22 protein-coding genes, 2 tRNA genes, 1 other RNA gene and 1 pseudogene are annotated in these 23,392 nt (G+C 70.8%); 16 read left to right on the top strand and 10 right to left on the bottom strand.

What is annotated here, in order from left to right:
* Nucleotides 1-33: 33 nt before the first annotated feature.
* Together AB0M08_RS00525 and AB0M08_RS00520 are read right to left on the bottom strand one after the other, a co-directional pair.
* The gene (locus AB0M08_RS00525; RefSeq protein ID WP_364486054.1) at nt 34-1,704 is read right to left on the bottom strand and encodes a DUF885 domain-containing protein; all 1,671 of its coding nucleotides are present in this window, start codon (nt 1,702-1,704) and stop codon (nt 34-36) included.
* Between the two features lie 81 nt (nt 1,705-1,785).
* A complete protein-coding gene (locus AB0M08_RS00520) occupies nt 1,786-2,841 on the bottom strand; it encodes a PHP domain-containing protein (RefSeq protein WP_364486052.1) in 1,056 nt (351 codons plus the stop codon).
* Between the two features lie 172 nt (nt 2,842-3,013).
* Here AB0M08_RS00520 and AB0M08_RS00515 point away from each other — a divergent pair, with 172 nt between their 5' ends.
* Nucleotides 3,014-4,864 (top strand): M48 family metallopeptidase, encoded by a 1,851-nt coding sequence (locus tag AB0M08_RS00515; RefSeq protein ID WP_364486049.1) that lies wholly within the window; start codon nt 3,014-3,016, stop codon nt 4,862-4,864.
* Nucleotides 4,865-4,885: 21 nt separating this feature from the next.
* The gene (mtnA, locus tag AB0M08_RS00510; protein WP_364486047.1) at nt 4,886-5,848 is read left to right on the top strand and encodes an S-methyl-5-thioribose-1-phosphate isomerase; all 963 of its coding nucleotides are present in this window, start codon (nt 4,886-4,888) and stop codon (nt 5,846-5,848) included.
* On the opposite strand, the gene AB0M08_RS00505 is transcribed toward mtnA, so the two are convergent.
* The 4 genes and pseudogenes from AB0M08_RS00505 to AB0M08_RS00490 all read right to left on the bottom strand — a co-directional run bounded on the left by AB0M08_RS00505 (nt 5,845) and on the right by AB0M08_RS00490 (nt 8,150).
* Entirely contained in the window at nt 5,845-6,414 is a 570-nt protein-coding gene (locus tag AB0M08_RS00505; RefSeq protein WP_364486046.1) for a DinB family protein, read from the bottom strand. The genes mtnA and AB0M08_RS00505 overlap by 4 nt on opposite strands.
* A 58-nt stretch (nt 6,415-6,472) precedes the next feature.
* Nucleotides 6,473-6,949, bottom strand: coding sequence for a prephenate dehydrogenase dimerization domain-containing protein (locus AB0M08_RS00500; protein WP_364487089.1), 477 nt, complete (start codon nt 6,947-6,949; stop codon nt 6,473-6,475).
* Nucleotides 6,944-7,426: pseudogene (locus AB0M08_RS00495) on the bottom strand (prephenate dehydrogenase/arogenate dehydrogenase family protein); the annotation flags it as partial. The gene AB0M08_RS00500 and the pseudogene AB0M08_RS00495, both read right to left, overlap by 6 nt.
* 58 nt (nt 7,427-7,484) lie before the next feature.
* Nucleotides 7,485-8,150 (bottom strand): M23 family metallopeptidase, encoded by a 666-nt coding sequence (locus AB0M08_RS00490; RefSeq protein ID WP_364486043.1) that lies wholly within the window; start codon nt 8,148-8,150, stop codon nt 7,485-7,487.
* A gap of 106 nt (nt 8,151-8,256) precedes the next feature.
* On the opposite strand from AB0M08_RS00490, the gene AB0M08_RS00485 reads away from it, so the two are divergent.
* The 4 genes from AB0M08_RS00485 to tadA all read left to right on the top strand — a co-directional run bounded on the left by AB0M08_RS00485 (nt 8,257) and on the right by tadA (nt 9,938).
* Entirely contained in the window at nt 8,257-8,613 is a 357-nt protein-coding gene (locus tag AB0M08_RS00485; protein WP_364486041.1) for a hypothetical protein, read from the top strand.
* Nucleotides 8,614-8,723: 110 nt separating this feature from the next.
* Nucleotides 8,724-8,891: a hypothetical protein gene (locus tag AB0M08_RS00480; RefSeq protein WP_364486038.1), complete on the top strand. Its 168-nt coding sequence runs from the start codon at nt 8,724-8,726 to the stop codon at nt 8,889-8,891.
* Between the two features lie 91 nt (nt 8,892-8,982).
* A complete protein-coding gene (locus tag AB0M08_RS00475; RefSeq protein ID WP_364486035.1) occupies nt 8,983-9,495 on the top strand; it encodes a tRNA adenosine deaminase-associated protein in 513 nt (170 codons plus the stop codon).
* On the top strand, nt 9,492-9,938 hold the full coding sequence (gene tadA, locus AB0M08_RS00470) for a tRNA adenosine(34) deaminase TadA (protein WP_364486032.1): 447 nt from the start codon (nt 9,492-9,494) through the stop codon (nt 9,936-9,938). The genes AB0M08_RS00475 and tadA overlap by 4 nt, the downstream gene beginning before the upstream one ends.
* A gap of 58 nt (nt 9,939-9,996) precedes the next feature.
* On the opposite strand, the gene deoD is transcribed toward tadA, so the two are convergent.
* Nucleotides 9,997-10,704, bottom strand: coding sequence for a purine-nucleoside phosphorylase (deoD, locus tag AB0M08_RS00465; RefSeq protein WP_364486029.1), 708 nt, complete (start codon nt 10,702-10,704; stop codon nt 9,997-9,999).
* Between the two features lie 116 nt (nt 10,705-10,820).
* On the opposite strand from deoD, the gene AB0M08_RS00460 reads away from it, so the two are divergent.
* From AB0M08_RS00460 to AB0M08_RS00440, 5 genes are all read left to right on the top strand, one after another.
* A tRNA-Ser gene (locus tag AB0M08_RS00460) sits at nt 10,821-10,910 on the top strand.
* Between the two features lie 343 nt (nt 10,911-11,253).
* On the top strand, nt 11,254-11,463 hold the full coding sequence (locus AB0M08_RS00455) for a hypothetical protein (RefSeq protein WP_203683101.1): 210 nt from the start codon (nt 11,254-11,256) through the stop codon (nt 11,461-11,463).
* 163 nt (nt 11,464-11,626) lie between these two features.
* Complete coding sequence (locus AB0M08_RS00450) at nt 11,627-12,001, top strand: STAS domain-containing protein (RefSeq protein ID WP_364486026.1); 375 nt, start codon at nt 11,627-11,629, stop codon at nt 11,999-12,001.
* 122 nt (nt 12,002-12,123) lie between these two features.
* The gene (locus AB0M08_RS00445) at nt 12,124-14,586 is read left to right on the top strand and encodes a hypothetical protein (protein WP_364486023.1); all 2,463 of its coding nucleotides are present in this window, start codon (nt 12,124-12,126) and stop codon (nt 14,584-14,586) included.
* The gene (locus AB0M08_RS00440; RefSeq protein WP_364486020.1) at nt 14,583-16,820 is read left to right on the top strand and encodes a hypothetical protein; all 2,238 of its coding nucleotides are present in this window, start codon (nt 14,583-14,585) and stop codon (nt 16,818-16,820) included. The genes AB0M08_RS00445 and AB0M08_RS00440 overlap by 4 nt, the downstream gene beginning before the upstream one ends.
* A 100-nt stretch (nt 16,821-16,920) precedes the next feature.
* Here the strand turns inward: AB0M08_RS00440 and AB0M08_RS00435 are convergent, their stop codons facing one another.
* Both AB0M08_RS00435 and AB0M08_RS00430 read right to left on the bottom strand, forming a co-directional pair.
* A complete protein-coding gene (locus tag AB0M08_RS00435; RefSeq protein WP_364486017.1) occupies nt 16,921-17,274 on the bottom strand; it encodes a type II toxin-antitoxin system PemK/MazF family toxin in 354 nt (117 codons plus the stop codon).
* A gap of 14 nt (nt 17,275-17,288) precedes the next feature.
* Nucleotides 17,289-17,495 (bottom strand): ribbon-helix-helix domain-containing protein, encoded by a 207-nt coding sequence (locus AB0M08_RS00430; RefSeq protein WP_364486014.1) that lies wholly within the window; start codon nt 17,493-17,495, stop codon nt 17,289-17,291.
* 397 nt (nt 17,496-17,892) lie between these two features.
* Between AB0M08_RS00430 and AB0M08_RS00425 the strand changes: the two genes are divergently transcribed.
* Nucleotides 17,893-18,246 (top strand): hypothetical protein, encoded by a 354-nt coding sequence (locus tag AB0M08_RS00425; protein ID WP_364486011.1) that lies wholly within the window; start codon nt 17,893-17,895, stop codon nt 18,244-18,246.
* A 68-nt stretch (nt 18,247-18,314) separates the two neighbouring features.
* Here AB0M08_RS00425 and AB0M08_RS00420 read toward each other — a convergent pair.
* Nucleotides 18,315-18,399: transfer RNA gene (locus tag AB0M08_RS00420), tRNA-Ser, on the bottom strand.
* A gap of 83 nt (nt 18,400-18,482) precedes the next feature.
* Between AB0M08_RS00420 and ffs the strand changes: the two genes are divergently transcribed.
* From ffs to recR, 4 genes are all read left to right on the top strand, one after another.
* Nucleotides 18,483-18,578, top strand: an RNA gene (ffs, locus tag AB0M08_RS00415) — signal recognition particle sRNA small type.
* 93 nt (nt 18,579-18,671) lie between these two features.
* Nucleotides 18,672-21,980 (top strand): DNA polymerase III subunit gamma and tau, encoded by a 3,309-nt coding sequence (locus AB0M08_RS00410; RefSeq protein ID WP_364486008.1) that lies wholly within the window; start codon nt 18,672-18,674, stop codon nt 21,978-21,980.
* Between the two features lie 431 nt (nt 21,981-22,411).
* On the top strand, nt 22,412-22,711 hold the full coding sequence (locus AB0M08_RS00405) for a YbaB/EbfC family nucleoid-associated protein (protein ID WP_222942269.1): 300 nt from the start codon (nt 22,412-22,414) through the stop codon (nt 22,709-22,711).
* A gap of 3 nt (nt 22,712-22,714) precedes the next feature.
* Nucleotides 22,715-23,308 carry a recombination mediator RecR gene (gene recR, locus AB0M08_RS00400; RefSeq protein ID WP_364486006.1) on the top strand — a complete coding sequence of 198 codons (594 nt, stop codon included), beginning with the start codon at nt 22,715-22,717 and terminating at the stop codon, nt 23,306-23,308.
* Nucleotides 23,309-23,392: the final 84 nt, after the last annotated feature.

Here is a 23,392-nt window from a genome sequence, read left to right as displayed (position 1 = left end):
GTCCCGATTTCAGACAAGAGAGGCCCGAATGACTCAAATTCTGGCGAGTGCCTTCCGGAGCGGATCGAGGCCGAGCGAGCCCAGGTTCAGCGCGTCCCGGTGAAAGCTCTTGAGGTCGAAATCACTCCCTTTACGAATCTTTGCGTCGTCGCGTGCCTGGAGCCAGATTCGCTCACCGACCTTGTACGAGGGCGCCTGCCCCGGCCAGCCGAGGTACCGCTTCCACTCGAAGCGGAGCACCTCATCCGGCATCCGGGTGTGCGCCCGCAGGAACTCCCAGCCCAGCTCCGGGGTCCAGCGCTCGCCCGGGTGGAAGCCGAACGGGTTGTCCCGGGGGACCTCCAGTTCGAGGTGCATGCCGATGTCGACGATCACCCGCGCCGCCCGGAGCGCCTGGCCGTCCAGCATGCCGAGCCGGTCGCCCGGATCGGTGAGGTAGCCCAGCTCGTCCATCAGACGCTCGGCGTACAGGGCCCAGCCCTCGCCGTGGCCGGAGCACCAGCAGAGCAGCCGCTGCCAGCGGTTCAGCAGGTCGGCCCGGATCAGGCTCTGACTCACCTGCAGGTGATGCCCGGGTACGCCCTCGTGGTAGACCGTGGTCACCTCGCGCCAGGTGGAGAAGGTCTCCTGCCCCTCCGGTACGGCCCACCACATCCGGCCCGGGCGGGAGAAGTCCTCGCTCGGCCCGGTGTAGTAGATGCCGCCGTCGCTGGTCGGGGTGAGGCAGCACTCCAGCTTCTGGGCCGGCGGCTCGATGTCGAAGTGCTTGCCGTTGAGCTCGGCGACGGCCCGGTCGGAGAGGGCCTGCATCCAGTCCCGGAACGCCTCCTTGCCGGGGATGTTGCGGGCCGGGTCGGCGTCCAGGACGGCGACCGCCTGGTCGACGGTGGCGCCGGAGCCGGCGATCAGGGCCGAGACCGAGCGCATCTCCCGCTCCAGCCGGTCCAGCTCGGCGAAGCCCCAGAGGTACGTCTCGGTCAGGTCGACCTTGGCGCCGAGGAAGTACTGCGAGGCCAGCTCGTACCGCTCCAGCCCGGCGGCCTCCTTCTCCCGGCCGCGCGGCGCCATCTCCTCGCGGAGGAAGCGGCCGAAGTCGCTGGTGGCCGCGGTGGCCGCGGCGGCGCCCCGGCGCAGTTCGGTGGCGAGCGCGCCGTCCGCCTCCAGCCGGCCGGCCAGGCCCGCGAAGAAGTCGTCCCGGTCCGGGTCGGTCCACGCGTCGCACTGCTCGGCCACCGCGAGCAGTTGGGCCCGTGCGCTGACCAGGTCCTTGTCGGCGCCCTCCAGCAGGGTGCGGCGATACTGGTCGAGGGCCTTGGGGAAGGCGTTGAGCCGGGCGGCGATGTTGGCGACCGCCTCCTCACCCTCGGTCGGCATCACGTCGAACACCATCCGGAGCCCGTGCAGGCCGCTGGTGATGACGCTCACCTCGGTGGCGGTGAAACCGGCGTCGAACCGGGCCAGCTCCAGGCCCAGCCGCTCCATCATGGCTTCCTTGGCGACCTGTTCGGCCTCGTGTTCCGGCTCGGTCACGTCGAGCTCGTTGACGGTACGGCGGATCAGCTCCGCCTGGGCCGCGAAGCCCTCCGGGGAGAGGTCGTCGGTCTTGTCGTCGTAACCCGAGATGCCGACGGCGGTGGCGCCGGTCGGATTGAGCTCGGCCCAATCGTCGACATATCGGTTGGCGAGTTCGTCAATTCGTCCCACGGCCGAACCCTACGGGACATCGGGTGCCAAAACGGTCCGGAATTTGTAAGGATCCGCCCCGAACGCGGGCGAGGCCGGCGTCTAGTGGCTCGCGGTCCACTCCAGCAGGCGCTCCGCGGGCCAGCTGTTGATCAACCGGTCGGCGGGGACGCCGCAGAGCGCGGCCCGCTCGCAGCCGTTGCCGAGCCAGTCCAGCTGGCCCGGGGCGTGCGCGTCGGTGTCGATGCTGAACCGGCAGCCGGCCTCGACCGCGACGGTCAGCATCCGCTTCGGCGGGTCCAGCCGGTCCGGCCGGGAGTTGATCTCGACGGCCTTGTCGTGCGCCACGCAGGCGGCCAGCACCTTCTCCAGGTCGAAGGTGCTCGGCGGGCGGGTCCGGGCGGTGCGGTGCGCGGCGTCCCCCGCGCCCTGGGCCGCGATCTTCCGGCCGGTCATGTGGCCGAGGACGTCCAGATGCGGATTCGCGATCGCGGTCACCATCCGCCGGGTCATCCGGGCCGCGTCGTCGCGGAGCCTGCTGTGCACCGAGCCGACCACCACGTCGAGCCGGGCCAGCAGCTCGTCCTCCTGGTCCAGCGAGCCGTCCTCCAGGATGTCCACCTCGATGCCGGTGAGGATCCGGAAACCCGCCGGGAGCTGCTCGTTCAGCGCCGCGACGTGGTCGAGCTGGCGGCGCAGCCGGTCGGCGGTCAGGCCCTTGGCCACGGTGAGCCGCGGCGAGTGGTCGGTGAGCACGAAGTACTCGTGGCCGATCTCGGCGGCGGCCAGGGCCATCTCCTCGATCGGCGAGCCACCGTCCGACCAGTCCGAGTGCACGTGGCAGTCGCCGCGCAGCGCGGACCGCAGCGTCGCGGCGGCGCCCGGCAGGTCGGTCCCCTCGGTGCTGAGCAGGCGGCGCAGGTAGACGGGCTCCTCGCCGGCCAGTGACTCGGTGACGCAGCGCGCGGTGACCTCGCCGATCCCGGCCAGCTTCGCCAGCGTGCCGGCGGCGGCCCGGGCGGTCAGTTCCTCGTGCGGTGTCGTCGCGACGGTCGCGGCGGCGGAACGGAAGGCGCGTACCCGATATGTCGCCTCGTTCGCCCTTTCCAGCAGAAAGGCGATTCTCCGGAGATCGGCGACCGGATCGCGAGGGGCCATGCGGCCAGACTAAGCCCGCAAGAGCGGACCAATGGCGGAATCGGGGCGAATAAATCAATTAGCGCCCATGTCCGATGAAGATCCAAAGGGAGTTGCCCAGCGAATATTCACGTCGGTATGGTCCGTTCGCCGTCCGCGCGGAATGGACGGATAAACGGGGAGGAACACCACGATGTCCACTGCCCTGCGCGCTGCCGTTTCGGTCGCGATGCTGGTCGGTTTCTATGTTCTCGGTCTCCTGCAGCTGGCCCTGGTGGGCTGGCTGGTCGTCGAGATCGCCATCCACATGCACGGCGCCGGCGCGGTCAAGCTGATCTGGCTGCTGATCGCCGCGGTCGGCGCGGTGCTGGCCGGCCTCTGGCGGGCGATCCGGCACCGGCCCGGCCGGCCGCACGGCCTGCTCCTCACACCCGAGCAGGCGCCCGAGCTCTGGCAGACCGTCGGTGAGCTCGCCGCCGAGGTGGGCACCCGGGCGCCGGACGAGATCCGGCTGGTGCCCGAGGTCAACGCCGCGGTCAGCGAGGACACCCGGCTGCTCGGCCTGATCGGCGGCGTCCGACGGCTCTACCTCGGTGTGCCGCTGGTGATGACCCTGACGGTCGACCAGATGCGCTCGGTGCTCGCCCACGAGCTGGGCCACTACTCCGGCTCGCACACCCGGCTGGGCGCGGTGGCGTACCGGGGCCGCCTCGCCATGTACGAGACGCTGAGCGGCGTCGGTAGGTGGAACGTCTTCGGCTGGGTCTTCAAGGGCTACGGCTACCTCTACCGCCTGGTCAGCAACGCGGTCGGGCGCCGGCAGGAGCTGGAGGCGGACCTCGCCTCGGTCCGGGTGGCCGGCCTCGACGCCGCCACCAGCACCATGCGCGAGCTGCCGGTGATCGACGCGGCCTGGGACTTCTACTTCGGCAACTACATCGGGTACGGCTGGAAGCTCGGGTACGCGCCGGACGACGTCTTCGGCGGCTTCGCCGAGCTCTGGGCGGCCCGCGGCGACGAGCTGGCCGAACTGCGCGAGCAGGAGCCCGAGGGGGAGACGTCCCGCTGGGACACCCACCCGGCGCCGGCCGACCGGATCGCCGCGATGCGGGCCGCCCCGCGGAGCGCGCACACCCCGGACGGGCGGGCGGCCCGGGTGCTGCTGCCCTCGATCGACGGCGCGGCCCGCGAGCTGCAGACCGAGGTGGTCGACTTCGGTACGCGTACCGTCCTGCCCTGGCCGGACTTCACCGCCGCCTCGATGACGCTCACCATGCAGAACCGCGCCGACCGGATCTTCCGTTCGGCGGCCCGTCTCTCCGGCGTACCCGAGGCCGGTCTCGCCGAGGTGCTCGCGCTGGTCGAGGCGGGCCGGCTGGGCGAGCTGGCGGCCGAGTTCTTCCCGCGGGCCACCCGTGAGGAGGCCGCGGTCGCCTTCGCCGGCGTGCTGGACGACCTGGTCGGGCTCGCCGCGATCCGGTCCGGCACGGCCCGCTGGCAGCACTCCTGGTCGAAGCCGGCCGCGCTGGTCGGATCCGACGGCGAGCCGGTCGACTTCGCCGAGGTGGCCCGGTCGCTCGCGGCGCCGGAGAGCCTGGCGGACGGCCGGGCGCGGCTCGCCGAGCTCGGCATCGAGGTGGGTCACGCCCGGGTGGTGCAGGCCCGGGCGACCGCGAGCGGGGCCGACGTGCTCGGGGCCATCCCGAACGCCAAGGTCGACGGCGGGCACGCCGACGTCATCCTGCTGGACCGGGGCCTGGTCGTGGTGCCCGCGCCGAAGTCGACCGACGACGGCGACAAGCGGGTGGTCGCGCTGCTCCAGTCGACGAAGGCCGACGACCTGGCGACATGGAACCGCTACATCGCCTTCGAGCAGGTCAAGACCGTCGAGATCGGCCGGAGTACGCCGCTGCGGGCCGAGCTGACCCTGCACGACGGGCAGACCGTGTCGATCGAGGAGCGCTGGACCGCCAGCAAGGTGGGCAAGAGCGACGACGTCCTCCGGGAGATCCTGGAGAGCCTCAAGGAGCGCGGCGAGGCCTAGAAACACCTAGGCTCCGAACCTATGCGGACGATTGACTGGGTGGACGGCGCCGTCGAGATCATCGATCAGACCGTGCTCCCCGCCGAGGAGCGGGTGCTCCGCCTGCACACGGTGGGCGAGCTGATCGCCGCCATCCAGTCCCTCGCGGTCCGGGGTGCGCCGGCCCTCGGTGTGGCCGGGGCCTTCGGCGTGGCCCTGGCCGCGAGGATCCACGCGGACGATCCGGTGGCGCTGGACCGGGCCGTACGGAGGATCGAGAGCGCCCGGCCGACCGCGGTGAACCTGGCCCGCGGCGCCCGGCGGACCGCGGCGCGGCTGCCGCTCGGCCCGGACGCGGTGCTCGCCGCGGCCTGCGCGATCCGGGACGAGGAGATCGCCGCCTCGACGTCGATGGCCTACCGCGGCGCCGACCTCGTGGTCGAACTCTGCGGGCCACGGCCGACGATGCTGACTCACTGCAACACCGGCGGGCTCTGCGCGGTGACCGTCGGGACCGCGCTCGGCGTGCTCGGCGAACTGCACCGGCGCGAGCAGTTGGCCGGGGTGATCGCCAGCGAGACCCGGCCGCTGCTGCAGGGTGCCCGGCTGACCTCCTGGGAGCTGGGCCGCTGGGGTGTGCCGTACCGGGTGGCGGTCGACTCGGCGGGCCCGTTCCTGATGGCCCGGGGCGAGGTGGGCGGCGTGATCCTCGGCGCCGACCGGATCTGCGCCAACGGCGATGTGATCAACAAGATCGGGACGTACGCGCACGCGCTCGGCGCCCGCCGGGCCGGCATCCCGTTCATCGTGGTGGCACCGGAGTCGACGGTCGACACGGACACCCCGGCCGGCGTCCACGTGGAGATCGAGGACCGGGGCTCGGCCGAGGTGACCGGGTGGAGTGAGGCGGTCAACCCGGCCTTCGACGTGACGCCGTACGACCTGGTGACCGCCATCGTCACCGACCGCCGCGTGATCCGCCTGGACCGCGGCGAGAAGCTCTAGTCTTTGATCCAGGGCTTCAGCCAGGGCGTCTCCGGCCAGCCCTCGGCGGCGGCCATCAGCGGGAACGCGGTCGCGCCGTCCACCGTCTCGCGGATGATGTCCGCGTGCCCGGCGTGCCGGGCGGTCTCCTGGATCAGGTGCAGCAGGATGTAGCGCAGCGTGAAGTGGTCCATCTCCTTGCTGTTCCACGGCACCGAGTGGTCGACCGGGATCCGGTACCCGAGGTCGTCGATCTCGGTGACGGTCTTCTCGGTCTCCGTGGCGGCGCGGTCGTAGCGGGCGAAGACGTCCTCGATCGTCTCGCCGTCCGCGAGCGCGAAGTTCTCCTGGTACGCCGCGAAGTCCGGCTTCTGGTCGCCGCCGCGGACCGTGGAGATCCAGTTCTCCTCGGTGCTGACGCAGTGTTTGATCAGCCCGCCGACGCTCAGCGGGCTGGCGCTCGGGGCGGCGCGTAACTGCTCCTCGGTGAGACCGTGTGCGGTCAGCTTGAGCACGTAACGCATCTGGGCTAGGTAGGCGAGCAGGCCCTCCTGCTCGGAGTCGATGGGGCCGACCTGACCGGGCATGCCGTTCTCCTTCGTTCGCCGTCACGTTCGTTCGTCGTCACGGAGAACGCTAGGAGGATTAGCGGTCAGGTTCCGGCCGCATTGTCGAAAGACCGGTCTCGTCCACCGAAGTCACCCATCCGCCGGACCGTCCCAGCGCCAGCAGCGCCGGGACGTCCGCCGTGATCGACTCGCTCGTGCCCGGCGCCGGAGGCCAGGAGCGGCGCTGAGTGCTGGCGAGTGTGAGGATCGGCATGAGCGCCGTTACCGGGTCGGCCGACGTCAGGGCGTCTGCCATCTGCCGCAGGTCGCCGATCAGGGCGTCCAGCTCGCGGTGGACCGAGCTCCAGTTGCCTGCGCACATCGCCGCGGTCAGCTCGGGACGGGTCGCCGCCACCCGTGTTCCGTCCCGGAAGGATCCCGCAGCCAGGCTGATGGCCAGCGGATCCTCCGCGCTGAGGGTGAGGGCTGCGGCCAGAAGATGGGGTACGTGACTGATCCGGGCGACCGCGGTGTCGTGTTCGGCGGCGGTGGCCGGTACGACGCGGGCGCCCAGCCCGGTGTAGAGGCGGGCCAGCGTGAGCCAGTCGTCCAGGGAGGTCTCGTGCGGCTCCAGGGCCAGCACCCAGACCGCGCCGCGGAACAGTTCGGGGTCGGCGGCGGCGAAGCCGGAGGACTCGGTGCCGGCCATCGGGTGCCCGCCGACGAAGCGCCGCAGGCCGTGCTCGGCGGCGAGGACCCGGACGGGGTTCTTCACCGAGGTGACGTCGGTCACCAGGCCGTCGAAGCCCGTCAGCTCCGGGAGCACGTCCGGCAGTACGGTCAGCGGCACCGCCAGCACCGCGCACTCCCGGCCCTCGAGTGCCGCCGCGGGCGTGTCCGCGATCCGGAAACCCGCCGCCCGGGCCAGCTCGCGGGTGGCCGGGTCGGCGTCGAAACCGGTCACCTCGTGACCCGCCGCCGCGAGCGCACGCAGCAGGGAGCCGCCGATGAGGCCCAGTCCGAACAGAGCGATCCGCACGCGTCGACTCTGACACGACGCGGGGCCCGTCCTGTCGGGCGGGCCCCGCGTTTCGGTCGTACGGGAGAACTCAGGCCTTGCAGTTGTGGGTCTTGTTCCACTTCTTGACGGCGGCGACCGGGCTCTTCTGGTTGCCCTTGCGCCACGACGCGAGGTAGGAGTACGGCCAGACGACGCCGCGCCGGACCTTCCAGTCGCCGGTCTTGGCGCACGCCGGCGAGATGCCGTAGTGCAGGTGGCAGACGCCGCTCGCGTTGCCGGTGTGGCCGACCTTGCCGACCAGCTGACCGGCCTTGACCCGGACGCCGGCCTTGATGCCCTTGGTGACGCTCTTCAGGTGCGAGCCGTAGTAGCGGACGCCGTCGTCACCGAGGATCGAGACGAACTTGCCGCCGTTGTAGGGGCCGTCCTTCATCCCCTTCTTGTACTTGTCGACCCGGCTGACCTCGAGGATCACGCCGGTCGTCGTCGCCACCACGCGGGAGCCGCAGGCGGCGAAGATGTCGGTGGCCTTGTAGCCGGAGTGGGTCTTGTGCCAGGACACGTTCTTCGCGTCGACCGGGAAGACGTACTTCGTCGTGCTGGTGCTGGCCACGTTCACGGTGGCGGTGGAGGCGGGGTGCACGTACTGCTGCCGCTCCGTCGCGGACGCCGAGATGGATCCGGCGCCGGTCGCGGCGAAGCCCAGGCAGACGGCCGCCAACGTCAGGCTGGTGAGGGTACGGGATAGACGCACCGCGCCATCCTGGCATGCCGTGTCGATGGGCGTGGTACCCGCCGCCAAATGGGCCGTTCCGGTGACCGGCCGGATACGCTGCACCGAGGAACCGGAAGGAGCACCCATGGCCGACCCTCGAGGCACCTGGCCCGAGCCGCCGCCCGGGTTCTACAGCGGGCTGCCGCCACGGCCGATCTACCGGGAACCGCACCCGGTGATGGCCGGCTCGGTGCTCAGCGGGATCCTCTCCGCCGCGCTCTGGCTGATCCTCTTCGGCAGCCTGGGGCGGGACCTGGCGTCGTACGCGTGGTGGACGATCGCGGCCGCGGTGAGCGCCTGGCTGGTGGCGCTGGTCCTGGCGGCGTTCGGGGACCGTGGCGTGGCGGTCGGGGTGTCGATCGCGGCGGGCCTCGGCCTCTCGGTGTCGATGGCGTTCGTGGCCGCCCGCTGGATCGGGACGTACGACTGGCCGCTGTGGTGATCATCCGGTGCCGGCCACCGCGCGTAGGGTCTCGATCGCGGTCCGAACGGGGTCTGCCGAAGTAGGCATCGACCCTTGACGAACGCCGGGCGCCTTGTCACTCTCGGCCCATGGCCCCCTCATCGCAGCGGCTCGATCCGGATCGCTGCCGTCGCCGTCTGGAGCTGCTGGCGGCTCTGGCCCACGCGAAATCCGCGCGTGAGCTGACCACCCCGCAGCGACTGCGTGGCATGCGTCTCCGCGAGCTGATCGCCACGCGTCGCCGCCTGGTCAACTGACCCTTACGTCTCAGTAGGGCGTGGCGCGATACGCCCGCCTTCCCACCCGCTACCGTCAGGCGCTGAGGATTAGAGTCGCGTTGGGGGAATCGTGTCGATTTTCGCTGCCGCCGTCGCCCGTGGCAAGAACGGGTGGATGGCGTCGGAGCTGGACCTTTCGGGCCTGGCAGACATCGACGAGGTGGTGGACGCGCTACGGGATGCCGAGCCGGACGCCGAGCTGGCGCTGTTGTTCGTCGAGAGCGATGACGAGTACCTCGCGATCCTGCGACTGGACGAGGCCGAGGACCTGCGGGTCTTCGGCTCCGACTCGGGCTTCGCCGAGGAGTCGCGGATCGGGTCGGTACTGCTCGGCGAGGTGGAGACCCCGGCCGTCGGGGTCGACGACCTGGCCGCCGGGGACGATGGTGAGGACGAGGAACAGCCGGTCGACCCGGATATCGATCCGGTCGGCGACGCCGAGCTGCTCGCCGACCTCGGGGTGAGCGCGCAGCGGCTGCTGGCGCTCTGTGGCATGGAGGGCATGCTGCCCTCCGACGTCACCGCGGAGATCTGCCAGAAGATCGGCTGTGGTGACGAGATGGAGGAGCTGCGCGAGGCGTGATACGCCGGGAGCAGCACGAACAGTGGATGAGGCGGGCGCTCGACGTGGCGTCCGCCTCGGCGCGGGACGTGCCGGTCGGCGCGGTGCTGCTCGGGCCGGACGGCGCCGAGCTCGCCGCGGCCGGCAACGAGCGGGAGCTCTCCGGGGATCCCACCGCGCACGCCGAGATCCTGGCGCTGCGCCGGGCCGCGGCGAAGCACGGCGAGTGGCGGCTGGAGGGCTGCACCCTGGTGGTCACCCTGGAGCCGTGCACGATGTGCGCGGGGGCGCTGGTGCTGGCCCGGGTGTCGACTCTGGTCTTCGGGGCCTGGGAGCCGAAGACCGGTGCGGTCGGATCGCTCTGGGACGTGGTCCGCGATCGCCGGCTCAACCACCGGCCCGAGGTGTACGCCGGGGTGCTGGAACCCGAGTGCGCCGCCCTGCTCCGCGACTTCTTCCGCTAGCCCGCCGTGCGGGGGGATCCCAGGCGCGCTCCGCACCCGGAATCCCCACACGGCTGGGTCAGGCGATGGCGGTGGCCAGACCGATCTTGACCATGTTGCTGAAGCCCTTCTCGCGCTGCGCGGAGTCCATCGCGGCGCCGGTCTTGATGTGATCGCTGACGGTCAGGATGGTCAGCGCCTTGACCTTGTAGCGGGCCGCGATGGTGTAGATCGCGGCGGACTCCATCTCGACCGCGAGCACGCCGTAGTCGGCCAGCCGGTCGTAGAGCTCGGGGCGGTCGTTGTAGAAGACGTCCCCGGCCATGATGGGTCCGACCCGGATCGGGGTGCCCTGCGCCTCGGCCGCCTCGACCGCGGTCCGCAGCAGGCCGAAGTCGGCCACCGGGGCGTAGTCGACGACACCCTCGAAGCGGTAGCGGTTCATGTTGGAGTCGGTCGACGAGCCGATCGCGGCGATCACGTCACCGAGCTGCAGGTCCATCGCGAGCGCGCCGCAGGAGCCGATCCGGATGACCGACTTCACCCCGTACTCGTTGATCAGTTCGTGGGTGTAGATGGAGGCCGACGGCATGCCCATGCCGGAGCCCTGCACCGAGACCCGCTCGCCCTGGTAGGTACCGGTGAAACCGAGCATCCCGCGGACCTGCGTGTAGCAGACCGCGTCCTCGAGGAAGTTCTCGGCGATCCACTTCGCTCGCATCGGGTCGCCGGGCAGCAGCACCCGCTCGGCGATGTCCCCGGGCTTCGCGCCGATGTGCACGCTCATGCAGTTCTCCGTCTCGTTTCGTTCCTAGCGGTCGATCTTGCCAGGTCAGCACGGTCGCGCTGGGTTATGGGTAACCCGGTGGAGAGCGTGCCGAGGCGTCGGGTAACGTACTTCCCGGTGGTGTGTCCGAGTGGCCTAAGGAGCACGCCTCGAAAGCGTGTGAGGGTTTACGCCCTCCGCGGGTTCAAATCCCGCCGCCACCGCCAACAGAGCCCGGTCCATCACGGACCGGGCTCTCTTGTTTTCTTTCGTCTCATCCGTCACTCTGTGTGCCTTGAGTCGGGGTCGCCCGGGCGGTCATTCGTGACCTAGTCCGTTCGGCTGTTCTCCATGATCAGAGTCGTTCTTGTAACGAGAGCGTTTCGTCGCAGTTCACAGGCTGGATGTACGCAGAGTAGTCAATCATGGACGGCCCAAAGATGTCGGGTGTAGCGCAAGTCACGCGGGCCAAATACACCGGATCAGACAATGCGGTTCCGACCGGGCGGCGAGAAACTTTCGCAGTATCGCCCTACGCAGATCTGTCGATGCATGTCCTAGATTTGTCATGTGAGAGTTGAGCATCACTGGTGGAATGGCGACGTCCGGCTCCAGCGCCGGGATGTCTACGTCCGCACCGACGGCAGCACCTGGGAGGTCGAGGCCCAACTGGGCGGCCCCGAGGGGAAGTCGAAGGTGCAGCAGTGTCCCGGCCGGGCGTCAGCGATGATCCTGGCCGACGCGTGGCGCGGACCACGCTGGCGGTGGCGCGAACTCTAGTTCGCGCCAGGAGCCCCCGGCTGTGCCGCAAATGCTTGACTTGTCCCGGCCAGCCTCGAAAGGGCCGGATCCCATGATCGGGATCCGGCCCTTTCGTGTGTGTCAAGCCGGTTCGCGACGCACGCAGGGTCCGATGTGCGCGATTCTTCGCGATCTACCCTGAATGCCCATCCAAAGGGCAAGGAAGCGATCAACCATGCAGGCCTCAGTCACCGACCACCGATGCGATGTCGCCGTGCTCCACCTCCGCGGCGAGCTCGACGCGGACACTGCCGGCCGGCTCTACACGACCCTCGCCGACCTGCTGGAGCGCCCGGTCCCACGCATCGTCGTCGACCTCACCGGTCTGAGATTCTGCGACTCGGTCGGCCTGAGCGCCTTCATCACCAGTAAGCAGGTGATCGCGGCCCGCGGTGGCTGGCTGAGCTTCGCGGGCGCCGACGACTTCCTCACGCAGCTGATGAAGACGGTTGGCCTCAGTCGATATTTCGCAATTTTTCCGGAAGTAGAGGATGCCATAGCTGCCGCACAGCTCTAACGCCGGAACGGTTGCGTACCCGCCTATCACCTGCTTCTTCCCGAATGCTGGAACTCGTATAGGCGGTCATCGACCCGCGTGACACGATCCTCCGACTTGGACGTGTACGCGGGGGAGGCGTCGTGAGCCGGTGGAAGGCTGCCCTGGCAGCCCAACTGATCATCGTGTGTGGACTCGTCGGGATCGCCGCCGAGTCGCCACCGGCGGCCGCGGCCGCCACCGTCACCATTCCGGCCGACTGCCCGGTCGTGACACCGGGCACCTTCGGTGCCGCCCCGGCGGGTGCCCTCGCCGGGGGCACCTGCCGTCGGCTCGACGTGCCGGCCGGCACCTACCTGATCAAGGCGTACGACGCGGCGAACCAGCTGCTGGGCAGTGCGCTCTACGACGCCGACGGCGCCCTGCGGTGCTCGGCGTACTACTGCGCGCTGACCGCGGGCAGCCACTACCTGATCGTCGAGTCGGCCGGCGCGGACTTCGCCACCACCCTGGTCTCCACGGCGGCCGAGGGCTGCACGGCGATCGGCGACCAGGGCTTCAGCACCGGGGCGTACCGCGCAACGATCGGCGCGGTGGGCGAGGTCGACTGCCTGGAGCTGCCCAGCACCTCCGGCTACTTCCACGTCGCGCTCGCCGAACACGACCGGCAGACCTGGCCGGTGCTGCGCCTGGTCCACCCGTCCGGGCCGACGAGCTGCACCAACTCGTCCGGGCTGATCACCGGCGCGGGCTGCCGGATCACCGGTGACGAGCCGGTCCGGCTGCTGGTCACCAACGACGACGACCCGGTGCCGGGGGACTACCGGCTCGCGGTCCAGAACACCACCGGACCGACCGGGTGCGCCACGGTGGCGCCGCAGGGCTCCTTCGGGAACCCGGGCGGGGCCACGGTCGCGTTCCCCGGCGAGGAGTACATCACCTGCCTGACCGTCCCGGCCGGACAGTTCGCCGGCCGCGAGCTCTTCACACTGACCCGGATCGCGGGCGGCGGGTCCGCCGGATACCGCGTCTACGACTCCGCCGGGCAGCGGGTCTGCACCGTCACGACGGCGGCCTTCGCCGCCGGTGGCTGCGCGATGAGCGGGGACCAGCCGTACACCGTGGTGATCTACACGGCGATCAACTCCGGGACGTACCGGCTCACCCACGTGGACGCGACCGGCACCGGATGCGAGTCGCCGGCCTCCACCGCGTTCGGCGGGGTCGCCACCGTGGGGACGCTGACCGCGCCGGGCGACGTCCGGTGCTACCGGACCGGTGCGGCCTGGCTCCGGACGCACCCGAGCGGCGTCACGACGTACCTGCGCTACTTCGACGCCGACGGCGACCTGCGGCTCTGCCTCAACGGCGAGTGCGCGCTCAACGGGCCGACCGAGTTCTTCCTGACCGCCGGTGCGGCGACCGGGTACGCGGTGGACACCTGGGCGACCGGCGGCGACTGTGCGACGCCCACCGACTCGACGGCGTACGGCTTCGGCCCGGTGAGCGGGACCCTGACCGCGGCGGACCGGGCGTACTGCCTGCGGGTGCCGGTGGCGCCCGGTGACGCGTTCCAGGTGACCGGGGTGGGCGCGGCGACGCCGTACCTGATCAGCCCGGACGGCACGGTCGCCGCGTGCCCGGCGGTGACCGGCGGCCACCTCTGCACGGCCGGCACCACGTCGATCGGGTCCGCCCTCTTCGCGCTGGTCGGCGACGATGCCGTCTTCCAGGCCACCGCGACCTGCGCGACCGGCCTCTGCGACGGGGCGCAGTACACGCTCACCGGCTACTCGCCGATCACGGTGGCGGCCGGTGGGAAGGCGACGATCACGCTCTTCGGTACCTCGCTGCACCTGCGGGACACCGTGTCGCTGACCCGGGCCGGGTACGCGGCGATCCCCGCGGTGGTGCGTACGGTCTCCGGGGACCGGCAGGTGCTCACCGCCGAGGTGGACCTGACCGCCGCGGCGGCGGGCGCCTGGGACGTGAGCGGGGTGTCGTACTCGTCCGCCTCGCGGACCGCGCGGGTGGCGGGCCTGGTCACCGTGAACCCGGCGCCGCGTCTCACCGTCACCAAGGCCCCGTCGGTCGGTGGCACGGTGCGGGTCGGGTCGACGGTCAAGGCGGCCACCGGGACGTTCTCGCCGGCGGCGGCCGCCTACACCTACCAGTGGACCGCGAACGGCACGGCGATCAAGGGGGCGACCGGGGCGTCGTACACGATCCCGGCGGCGTACCGGGGCAAGCGCCTCGCGGTGACCGTGACGGCCCGCCGCAGCGGATACCAGAACACCGCGGCGACGTCGGCCGCCGTGACGGTCGGGTACGGCACGGCGCCGAAGGCCACCAAGGCTCCGAAGATCACCGGGTCGGTGAGGGCCGGTAAGACCGTGAAGGTCTCGGCCGGGACCTGGTCGCCGAAGGCGGACTCGTACCGCTACGAGTGGCGGCTGAACGGCAAGGTCATCAAGGGTGCCACGGCGTCCTCGCTGAAGCTCAAGAAGGCCTGGATCGGTAGGAAGCTGACCGTCGTGGTGATCGCCAAGCGGGCGGGCCACACCGACGGCCGGGCCACCAGCGCCGGCGTCAAGGTCAAGAAGTGAGGAACGTGCGCGCCACCCTGCTTCTTCTCTCCGCCCTGGTCGCGGTTCTCCCGGCCGGACCGGCTCGTGCCGAACCGGCCGTCGACGTCGACCCCGCGACCTGCGTGGCGGTCGGCGACCAGGGGTACTCCGAGGACGCCTACCGAGGTTCCTTCGCCGCGGCGGGCGAGGTCGACTGCCTGGAACTGCCCAGCCCGGCCGGCGCGACGATCGAGATGCTGGTGCCGCGGAACTCCAGCGGCGTCCAGGACCCGGACTGGACCGTGGTCGACGCGGACGGTACCCAGGTCTGCTCGTACGGGACCTGTGAGCTGACCGGTCCCGCGCCCTACCGGGTCCTGATCACCGGGCCGGGCGCCGGCTCCTACCTGTTCGCCGTGCAGCGGACCGACCAGGAGCTCACCGGCTGCGAAGCGCTGCCGCTCGACGCGATCGGCGCGACCGGTGGCGTGCTCGTCGGCGGTCACCCGGACCGGTTCGTCAGCTGCTACGCGATCCCGGCGGACGCACACGCCGACACCGAGCTGTTCAGCATCGCCCGGGTCGGCACCCTGCTCTCCGTCGCCGGGATCTCCGTGCTGGACCGGGACGGGACCGAGATCTGCGGCGGGTACCTGGAGAGCACCACGGCGAAGCTCGCCCGGTGCCGTCTCGTGGACGGTCAGGCGTACACCGCGGTGGTGACGCACCGGACCGGCAGCACCCCGGCGTACCGGCTCAGCCGCAAGGACGCCGGGGTGGCGACGGCGAACTGCGACACGCCCGAGTCCACCGTGGTCGGTGGGGCCCCGGTGAGCGGCACGGTCGGCGCGGCCGACGACGTCCGCTGCGTCCGGATCACCGACTCCGGGAGCGGCAACTTCTGGATCGGGGTGCGCGCCAGCAGCTCGGGCATGCAGTACGCGGTGCTGGACGGCGCCGGCAACGAGATCACCGGCTGCTACGCCAACGAGCCGTGCCGGGTCACCGGCTCGGACTCCTACCGGATCATCATCTGGTCGTCGTTCGTGTCGGCGACCGTCTGGCCGGTGGCCTACCGGGTGGACACCTGGTGGCTCGGCGAACGGGGCGTGTCGAACACGATCTGCCCGACGGTCGGCGCGACGATCAGCGGGACACTGACCGAGGAGTCCGCCGGGCGCTGCGTGCAGGTGCCGATCCGGGCGTACCAGACCACGGTCCAGGTGCTGATCGGGAACAGCGCGGGCGGGACGGCGGTGCCCTTCGTCTACCTCACGAACATCGCGAGCGAGACGAACCGGGCCGGGCGGTGCCCGCAGATCCTCAACGGCTTCGAGTGCACGCTGACCGGGTCGTTCGCCGGCACCACCGCGATCGTGATGATCGCGCCGCGCTGGGAGCTCGGGTCGTACCCGTTCACCGCCGAGGTGAGCTGCACCCCGGCGCCGTGCGTGAAGCCCGCGTACGCGGTGACCGGGATCGCCCCGTCGGCGGCGCCGAACTCCGGGCCTGTCACCCTGACCCTCAGCGGGGCGTCACTGGCGGGCACCACCGGCGTGGTGCTCAGCCGCAACGGCGGCGCGAACCCGATCACCGCGGTGATCGACAGCAGGTCGGAGGAGTCGGTCACCGCCACGGTGGACGTCACCGACATGCCGGCCGGTACCTGGGACGTGACCGCGACGTCGGCGAGCGGGACCGCCACGGCGAGCCTGGTGCTCACGGCGGCGCCCCTGACGTCGACCCGGGTGCCGACGCTCAGCGGGACGGTCCGGGTCGGGTCGACGGTCAAGCTCTACAACGGGACGTTCGATCCATCGCCGACGTCGTACACCTACCAGTGGACGGCGAACGGCGCGGCGATCGGTGGGGCGACCGGGGCGGCGTACACGATCCCCGCCTCGATGCGCGGCAGGCAACTCGCGGTGACCGTCACCGCCAAGCGTGCCAACCGGCTGCCGACCTCGCACTCGTCGGCGAAGACGACGGTGGGTTACGGCGTGGCGCCGAAGGCGACCACGGCGCCGAAGGTGACCGGAACCGCCAAGGCCGGGAAGACGGTGAAGGTTTCGGCCGGCGTCTGGTCACCGAAGGCGACTTCCTATCGGTACGAGTGGCGCCTGAACGGCAAGGTCATCACGGGGGCGACCGCGTCCTCGCTGAAGCTGAAGAAGGCCTGGATCGGCAAGAGGCTGACCGTCGTGGTGACCGCGAAGCGGACGGGCCACACCGACGGCAAGGCGACCAGCAAGAGCGTGACGATCAAGCGCTAGAAAGTCGGCGAGGGCCGACCCGATCGGGGTCGACCCTCGCCAGCACTGTTTTCAGCTCGAAGCATACGAGACGCTACGACAACGCCACGCAGCGGTACCCCTACGCGGATCGACCGTTCCGAAGCCCCAGATGCACGGCCACGGCCTCGCGGAGCGGCTCGTGCAGAGAAGCCGGAAGCCGCCCCAGGCGCCGATCGATACGTGTCACGTCGATGGCGCGGAGCTGTTCGACCTGAACCTTGGACTCCGCGGTGAGACCCGTCCCGATCTGGTCGGATGCGATGAGAACCTGGAAGGGGTAGACCTTCGTGACGTTCGAGGTGATCGGCGCGACGGTGACGACGCCACGGCCGTACCGTTCCGCGGCCCGGTTGGCGCCGTCATTGCTGATGATCACCGCAGGGCGGACCTTGTTCGCCTCGCTTCCCGTCGCGGGGTTCAGGTCGACCCGCACGATGTCGCCCCATCTCACGACGGCAGACCGTCGGCGGCGGTGGCGTCCCACAGCTCGGCGTCGGGGGAGTCCGACCACTCGCTGAACGCATCCGCGTACTGATCGGCGAGCTGTCGCTCACGGAGAAGAGCGACGGCCTCCTGGAGGGCTGCCGAGCGGTTCGTTCCACGCTCGTCGAGAAACCGGACATCCTCCTCGGGGAGGCTGACGCTTATCTTCATAAGTGGATGCTACCAGGAGTAGCACCACTGGTACTACCGTGTTGGCGGCCTACGCCGATGGCGAGGATCCTCGGCGCGGGCGAGAAGCGTGCCACTCGCGGACCGTCGGCGGGCGCCATGCGGGCGACCGCCCGAACATTCGGTCAGGCGCCGGCGCCTGGCCGCGGGAGACGTATGCGGCCCAGGTGGCGCGACTGATCGGCGCCCCTGCGGATGCGAGAAACGCCAGCACATGGTCGGTCGTCCACCAGTCGTCCGGCAGTCCGCCGCTCGTCTCGCCCATTGCGGGTGAGACTACGCGCCCCACCGAGCGGTTTGTCCGTAGTGGCGTCCACGAATTGTCTGTCCGTTCCGTCTCCGTGGCCGAATACAACGTCGAGTTGTATTCTTCAGATCCGTGGACACAGCTTCGCGTTGTATTGACATCGGCGAGGGTGATCCCCTCGCCCCGGAAGGCCGGACAGTGGCGGCTATCTACGCTCTCGGGGACACCGCTGAGGAGGTCGGGCAGGCTCTGCTCTCCGGTGGGTGGCTCGGGCGGCGCCGCGCCGTTGCTTCCTGTCCGGTCGCCCGCTACCTCACGGTTGTCGTGCCCGGCGTGGTCGATGCGATTGTCGGATCGAGCGGATTGACCGTCCATCTCATCGGTGGCGACGACATCGAGATCGCCCTGCCGTCGGCCGTCGCGGGCTTCGTCCTCGCCTTCGACGTCGGCGTATTCCCGGAGTTGATGGCGGAGCAGCGAGGTTGAACCCGCGGCCCGTGGACGGAGGGCGGGGAAGCAGAAAGGCCGGACCCGCTGGGTCCGGCCTTTATCGGCGGAGGATACGAGATTCGAACTCGTGAGGGTGTTAACCCAACACGCTTTCCAAGCGTGCGCCCTAGGCCTCTAGGCGAATCCTCCGTGCGCCAGGATACATAGCGGTTTCCGGCCCTCCGCGCGGGAGGGGGTCCCACACCGCCGGGCGGTCGCCGGGTAGGCTTGTCCGCAGCCCCTCGTGCGGCGTTACCTCGTGAACCTCCCCAGGGCCGGAAGGCAGCAAGGATAAGCGGGCTCTGGCGGGTGCACGAGGGGTCCTTCTTTTTCTCCCTCGAGACACCCCACCTCCGGGGACGGCGGTTTGGTTCTGTCGGACCCTCGGCGGAGAATGACGCGGTCGTCAGGAGGTGGCAGGAGTGGCGCTCGCGCTCTACCGGAAGTATCGTCCGCGGACCTTCGCCGAGGTCATCGGGCAGGAGCACGTCACCGAGCCGTTGTCGCAGGCACTGCGCAGCGGCCGGCTCAACCACGCCTACCTCTTCTCCGGTCCACGTGGCTGCGGCAAGACGTCGAGCGCCCGGATCCTGGCCCGCTCGCTCAACTGTGAGCAGGGGCCCACCCCCGAGCCGTGCGGCGTCTGCGGCTCCTGCAAGTCCCTGGCGAACGACGGCGGCGGGTCGCTCGACGTGATCGAGATCGACGCGGCCAGCCACGGTGGCGTCGACGACGCGCGCGAGCTGCGGGAGAAGGCGTTCTTCGCCCCCGCCAACAGTCGCTACAAGATCTACGTGATCGACGAGGCCCACATGGTCTCGTCGGCCGGCTTCAACGCGCTGCTCAAGCTCGTCGAGGAGCCGCCGGAGTACGTGAAGTTCATCTTCGCCACCACCGAGCCGGACAAGGTGCTCGGCACGATCCGCTCGCGGACGCATCACTACCCGTTCCGGCTGATCCCGCCCGCGGTGCTCCGGCCGTACCTGCAGACCCTCACCGACGCCGAGGGCATCACCGTCGACCCGGCCGTCTTCCCGTTGGTGGTGCGGGCCGGCGGCGGCAGTGCCCGGGACACCCTCTCGGTGCTCGACCAGCTCATCGCCGGCGCCGGTCCCGACGGGGTCAGCTACGCGCGCGCCGTGAGCCTGCTCGGCGTCACCGACTCGGCCCTGCTCGACGAGATGTGCGAGGCGCTGGCCGAGGGCGACGGCGCCGCGGCGTACCAGACGATCGACCGTGTCGCCGAGGCCGGCCACGACCCGCGCCGCTACGCCTCCGACCTGCTCGAACGCCTCCGTGACCTGATCGTCCTGCAGCAGATCCCGGACGCCGTCGCCAAGGGCCTGATCGACGGCCCGGCCGACCAGCTCGAGGCGATGGCCTCCCAGGCCACCCGGCTGGGCCCGGCCACCCTCTCCCGCTGCGCCGACATCGTGCACAACGGCCTGGTCGAGATGCGCGGCACGACCGCCCCGCGCCTGCTCCTGGAGCTGATCACGGCCCGCATGCTGCTGCCCGGTGCGGAGGATTCGACCGGTGCCCTCCTGCAGCGCCTGGAGCGCTTGGAGCGCCACGGTCCGCCGATCGGCGCCGGGCCGTCTCCGGTTCCTTCCGCTTCCGACGTACGGGTCTCCGCTGACGTGCGCGCTTCTGAGGTACGCACGGAGCCCGGCCCGTCCGCGTCACCCGGCCCGATCGGCGGAGCCGGGGGTGGTGCCGGTGACGCGCGCGCCGCGGCCCGTGCCGCCGCGGCCGCGGGAGCCAGCGGCGGTGGTGGTGGGCGTCGTCCGTCCGGTCGCGCCGCCGCACCGGTGTCCCCGGCCGCCCCGGTGACCGCGGCTCCGGTCGCCGTCCCCGCGGCTCCGGCCGACCCTGTTCCGGCGGACTCTGTTCCGGCGGACTCTGCTCCGGTCGCGTCCGCTCCGGTCTCGCCCGCTCCGGATGTCCCTGATTCGGGGGGTTCCGTCCCGGTTTCTGTCGCTCCGGTGGCCGCCGCCGACGAGCCGGACTGGAACCAGGTGGCCACCGGCGAATCCGACGATGAGCCGCCGTGGGACGAGGAACCGCCCGCTGCCGTCGCCGAGACCCGTCCCAGCCCGGAGGAGACGCTGACGCGGATCCGTTCCGCGTGGCAGTCCCTGGGCCAGGAGCACGAGAAGGTCCTGGCGATGCAGAACTACGGCGTCATCCTCCAGGACCTCGACGGCGACACGGTCCTCTTCACCGCGCCGACCCCGAAGTCCGTCGAGCGCTTCCTGAGCTACACGGACGAGATCGTCACCAAATTCTCCGGTACGGTCGGCGGCCGCTGGCAGATCCGCTGCGAACTCCAGGGCGCCTCGCCCGCTCGCGGCGCCCGTTCCACGTCCCAGCCCGCGCGAGACCAGTCGGCGTCACGCCACCTCTCCTCCTCTTCCGCGGCCCGCCCGGCGCAGCCCGCCGCTCCGGAACGCAACACGGGCCGGACCGAGCCGCGTCCCGCGCGCCCGTCCCGTCCGGCTGCCACCGACTCCGACGACGATTGGCCGGCCTCTTCCCACGTCCCTGATCCCGCTGCACAGAGCGCGGCTGCACAGAGCGCGGCTGCTCGGGGTGCGACCGACCAGCGGGTGGCGGTTCCGGGCGCCGGCGGTGACTCCGGCGCGTCCGATGACGGCTGGCCCGAGCCGGCTCGGCCGGGTAGTGCCTCTCGAGGGCTCCAGGCGCCACGGGATCCCGAGCCGGACGATGGCGGTTGGCCCGAGCCCGTCAAGCCGGGCAGCCGCGACTCCGTAGCCGGTTCCGCGGCGCCGCACGCCGTCACTGCCGACGGGCCGCATACCGTCACTGCCGACGGGCCGCACGCCGTCGCTACTGGCGGGCCGCACGCCGCCGTGGAGCCGGTGCCCGCGGCAGGGGCGCCCTCCGGCTCCTCCGTTGCGGCTGCATCGGCGGTGACGTCCCCGGCGGTGACGTCCTCAGCCACGTCGGCACCGGTGGACGTGTCGGCGTCGGCGGCCCATCCCGCCACGGGCCCGGCTTCGCGTCCGGCCGCGACGACGGGCGGCGGGGGGTTCGGCGGCGGATCCGCTTTCGGCGGTGCCGCCCTGTCCGCCGCGCCTCCACCGGCTCCCGTTCCGGCTCCGGCCCCGGCTTTCGCTCCGACTCCCGCTCCGACTCCCGCTCCGACTCCCGCACCGGCTGTTCCCGTGGCCGTGCCCGCCGTCCCGGCTGCCGGCGCTGCTCCGGGTGCCTCGTCTCCGACCGCCTCGTCTCCGGGTGCCTCGTCTCCGGGTGCCTCGTCTCCGGCGGTTTCATCTCCGGCTGCTTCGTCGCCGGTGGTGTCGGCTCGGGCGGCCGCCATGGAGGCTGCACGTGCTGCGGCTCGTGGTGGGGTGGGTTCGGCGTCCAGCAGCGCCCAGGCCGTTGCGCGTGCTGCCGCTGCCCGTGCGGCCGCTCAGGGCGGTGCCGGTGGTGCCGCTCCGGCTGCCGCTCGGGCGCCGATCTCCGCTCCCGGGAGTGCGGGAGGGGCCGCGTGGTCCGATGGGACTCCTACCGGGGAGGCTCCCTACGACCCCGAGTTCGACGGGCCCCCGCCCGCCGGGTCCGACCCGGGGTACCAGGGCTTCGACCCGGGGGATGAGCCCTCGGACGAGATCATCGACGAGAAGACCGCCCGCCAGTCCGGGGAGGAGCACGCCATGCAGCTTCTCCATGCCGCCTTCGGGGCCGAGAAGATCGGCGAGCTCTAGCGGCTGCCGTTCCCTTCGCCGGCGCACACCCTGAAACGGGTGTGTGCCGACCACCCCTGCCCTTACCTGACCCGGCCGGGCGGCGGCCCCCGCGTGTGGGGTGCTGCGGACGAACAAAGGTGATGGTCTCCAGCGACAACCACGGCGGCCCCCGCGTGTGGGGTGCTGCGGGATGAGGCGGGGCGCGTGGTGGCGTACGGGAGAGGTTTGGAAGGTGTGTGGGGGTGAGAGGCGGGGCGAAGCGTGGTGGGTGGCGGGTTCGGGGAGAGGGTGGCGGCTACGCTGGCGGCGGCTGATTCGGGCGGCGGTGTCGGTGGCGGTGTGATTGATGCCGGTCGTCGTCGGGAAACGGCTGACGAGACAGTGTTGGACCAGAGACAGTGTTGGACTAGTTGAGGAGCGGTGCCATGCGCCCCGGTGCACAGCCGAACATGCAGCAGATCATGAAGCAGGCGCAGAAGATGCAGCAGCAGGTCGCCAAGGCGCAGGCCGAGCTGGCCGAGGCGGAGCTGACCGGCACCGCCGGTGGCGGGCTGGTCACCGTGACGGTGACCGGGCTCGGGGAGTTCAAGGCCGTGAAGATCGACCCGAAGGCCGTGGACGCGGACGACGTCGAGACGCTGGAGGATCTGGTGCTCGCCGCGATCCACAACGCGGCCGAGGCGCAGCGGGAGCTGGCCGAGGAGAAGATGGGACCGGCCACCGGCGGCCTCTCCCTCCCGGGGTTCTGATCCGTGTACGAAGGCGCCATCCAGGATCTGATCGATGAGCTGGGCCGGCTTCCGGGCGTCGGCCCGAAGTCGGCTCAGCGCATCGCGTTCCATGTGCTCTCTGCGGACCCGGCCGACGTCAACCGGCTGGCCACGGCGCTGCGCAAGGTCAAGGAGCTGGTCCGGTTCTGCACGACCTGCTTCAACGTCTCCGAGGCGGAGCAGTGCCGCGTCTGCCGTGATCCACGGCGTACGAACGAGGTGCTCTGTGTCGTGGAGGAGCCGAAGGACATCGTGGCGGTCGAGCGGACCGGGGAGTTTCGCGGGCGTTACCACGTGCTCGGCGGGGCGATCAATCCGCTGGAGGGGATCGGTCCGGACAATCTACGCATTCGGGAGCTCCTCCACCGGCTCGGTACGGGTGAGGTGAAGGAGCTGATCCTCGCCACCGACCCGAACACGGAGGGTGAGGCGACGGCCACCTACCTCGGCCTGCTCGTCAAGCCGATGGGGATCGCGGTGACCAGGCTGGCGAGCGGTCTGCCGGTCGGCGGTGACCTTGAGTATGCGGACGAGATCACGCTCGGTAGGGCCTTCGAGGGTCGCCGCGCCATCTGAATTTACCTGTGGTAACACTGCCGTAACGGGCTGCTAGGAGTTTGGCCCGGATTGGCTACTTACAGGCCCTCTACGCGGTACCTT

Origin of the sequence: Actinoplanes sp. NPDC051851 (assembly GCF_040681165.1) — a bacterium.
In the GTDB taxonomy this organism is placed as follows: Bacteria; Actinomycetota; Actinomycetes; order Mycobacteriales; family Micromonosporaceae; genus Actinoplanes.
The sequence above is the reverse complement of the archived record's forward strand: the minus strand, read 5'-3'. Positions and strand labels throughout refer to the sequence as shown.

What these genes read in the sequence shown, in the direction of transcription:
- AB0M08_RS00520 (WP_364486052.1), bottom strand. Translation starts at nt 2,841, where the DNA reads ATGGCCCCTCGCGATCCGGTCGCCGATCTCCGGAGAATCGCCTTTCTG.
- AB0M08_RS00505 (WP_364486046.1), bottom strand. Translation starts at nt 6,414, where the DNA reads ATGCCCGGTCAGGTCGGCCCCATCGACTCCGAGCAGGAGGGCCTGCTC.
- AB0M08_RS00480 (WP_364486038.1), top strand. Translation starts at nt 8,724, where the DNA reads ATGGCCCCCTCATCGCAGCGGCTCGATCCGGATCGCTGCCGTCGCCGT.
- mtnA (WP_364486047.1), top strand. Translation starts at nt 4,886, where the DNA reads ATGCGGACGATTGACTGGGTGGACGGCGCCGTCGAGATCATCGATCAG.
- AB0M08_RS00405 (WP_222942269.1), top strand. Translation starts at nt 22,412, where the DNA reads ATGCAGCAGATCATGAAGCAGGCGCAGAAGATGCAGCAGCAGGTCGCC.
- AB0M08_RS00515 (WP_364486049.1), top strand. Translation starts at nt 3,014, where the DNA reads ATGTCCACTGCCCTGCGCGCTGCCGTTTCGGTCGCGATGCTGGTCGGT.
- AB0M08_RS00485 (WP_364486041.1), top strand. Translation starts at nt 8,257, where the DNA reads ATGGCCGACCCTCGAGGCACCTGGCCCGAGCCGCCGCCCGGGTTCTAC.
- AB0M08_RS00430 (WP_364486014.1), bottom strand. Translation starts at nt 17,495, where the DNA reads ATGAAGATAAGCGTCAGCCTCCCCGAGGAGGATGTCCGGTTTCTCGAC.
- AB0M08_RS00450 (WP_364486026.1), top strand. Translation starts at nt 11,627, where the DNA reads ATGCCCATCCAAAGGGCAAGGAAGCGATCAACCATGCAGGCCTCAGTC.
- deoD (WP_364486029.1), bottom strand. Translation starts at nt 10,704, where the DNA reads ATGAGCGTGCACATCGGCGCGAAGCCCGGGGACATCGCCGAGCGGGTG.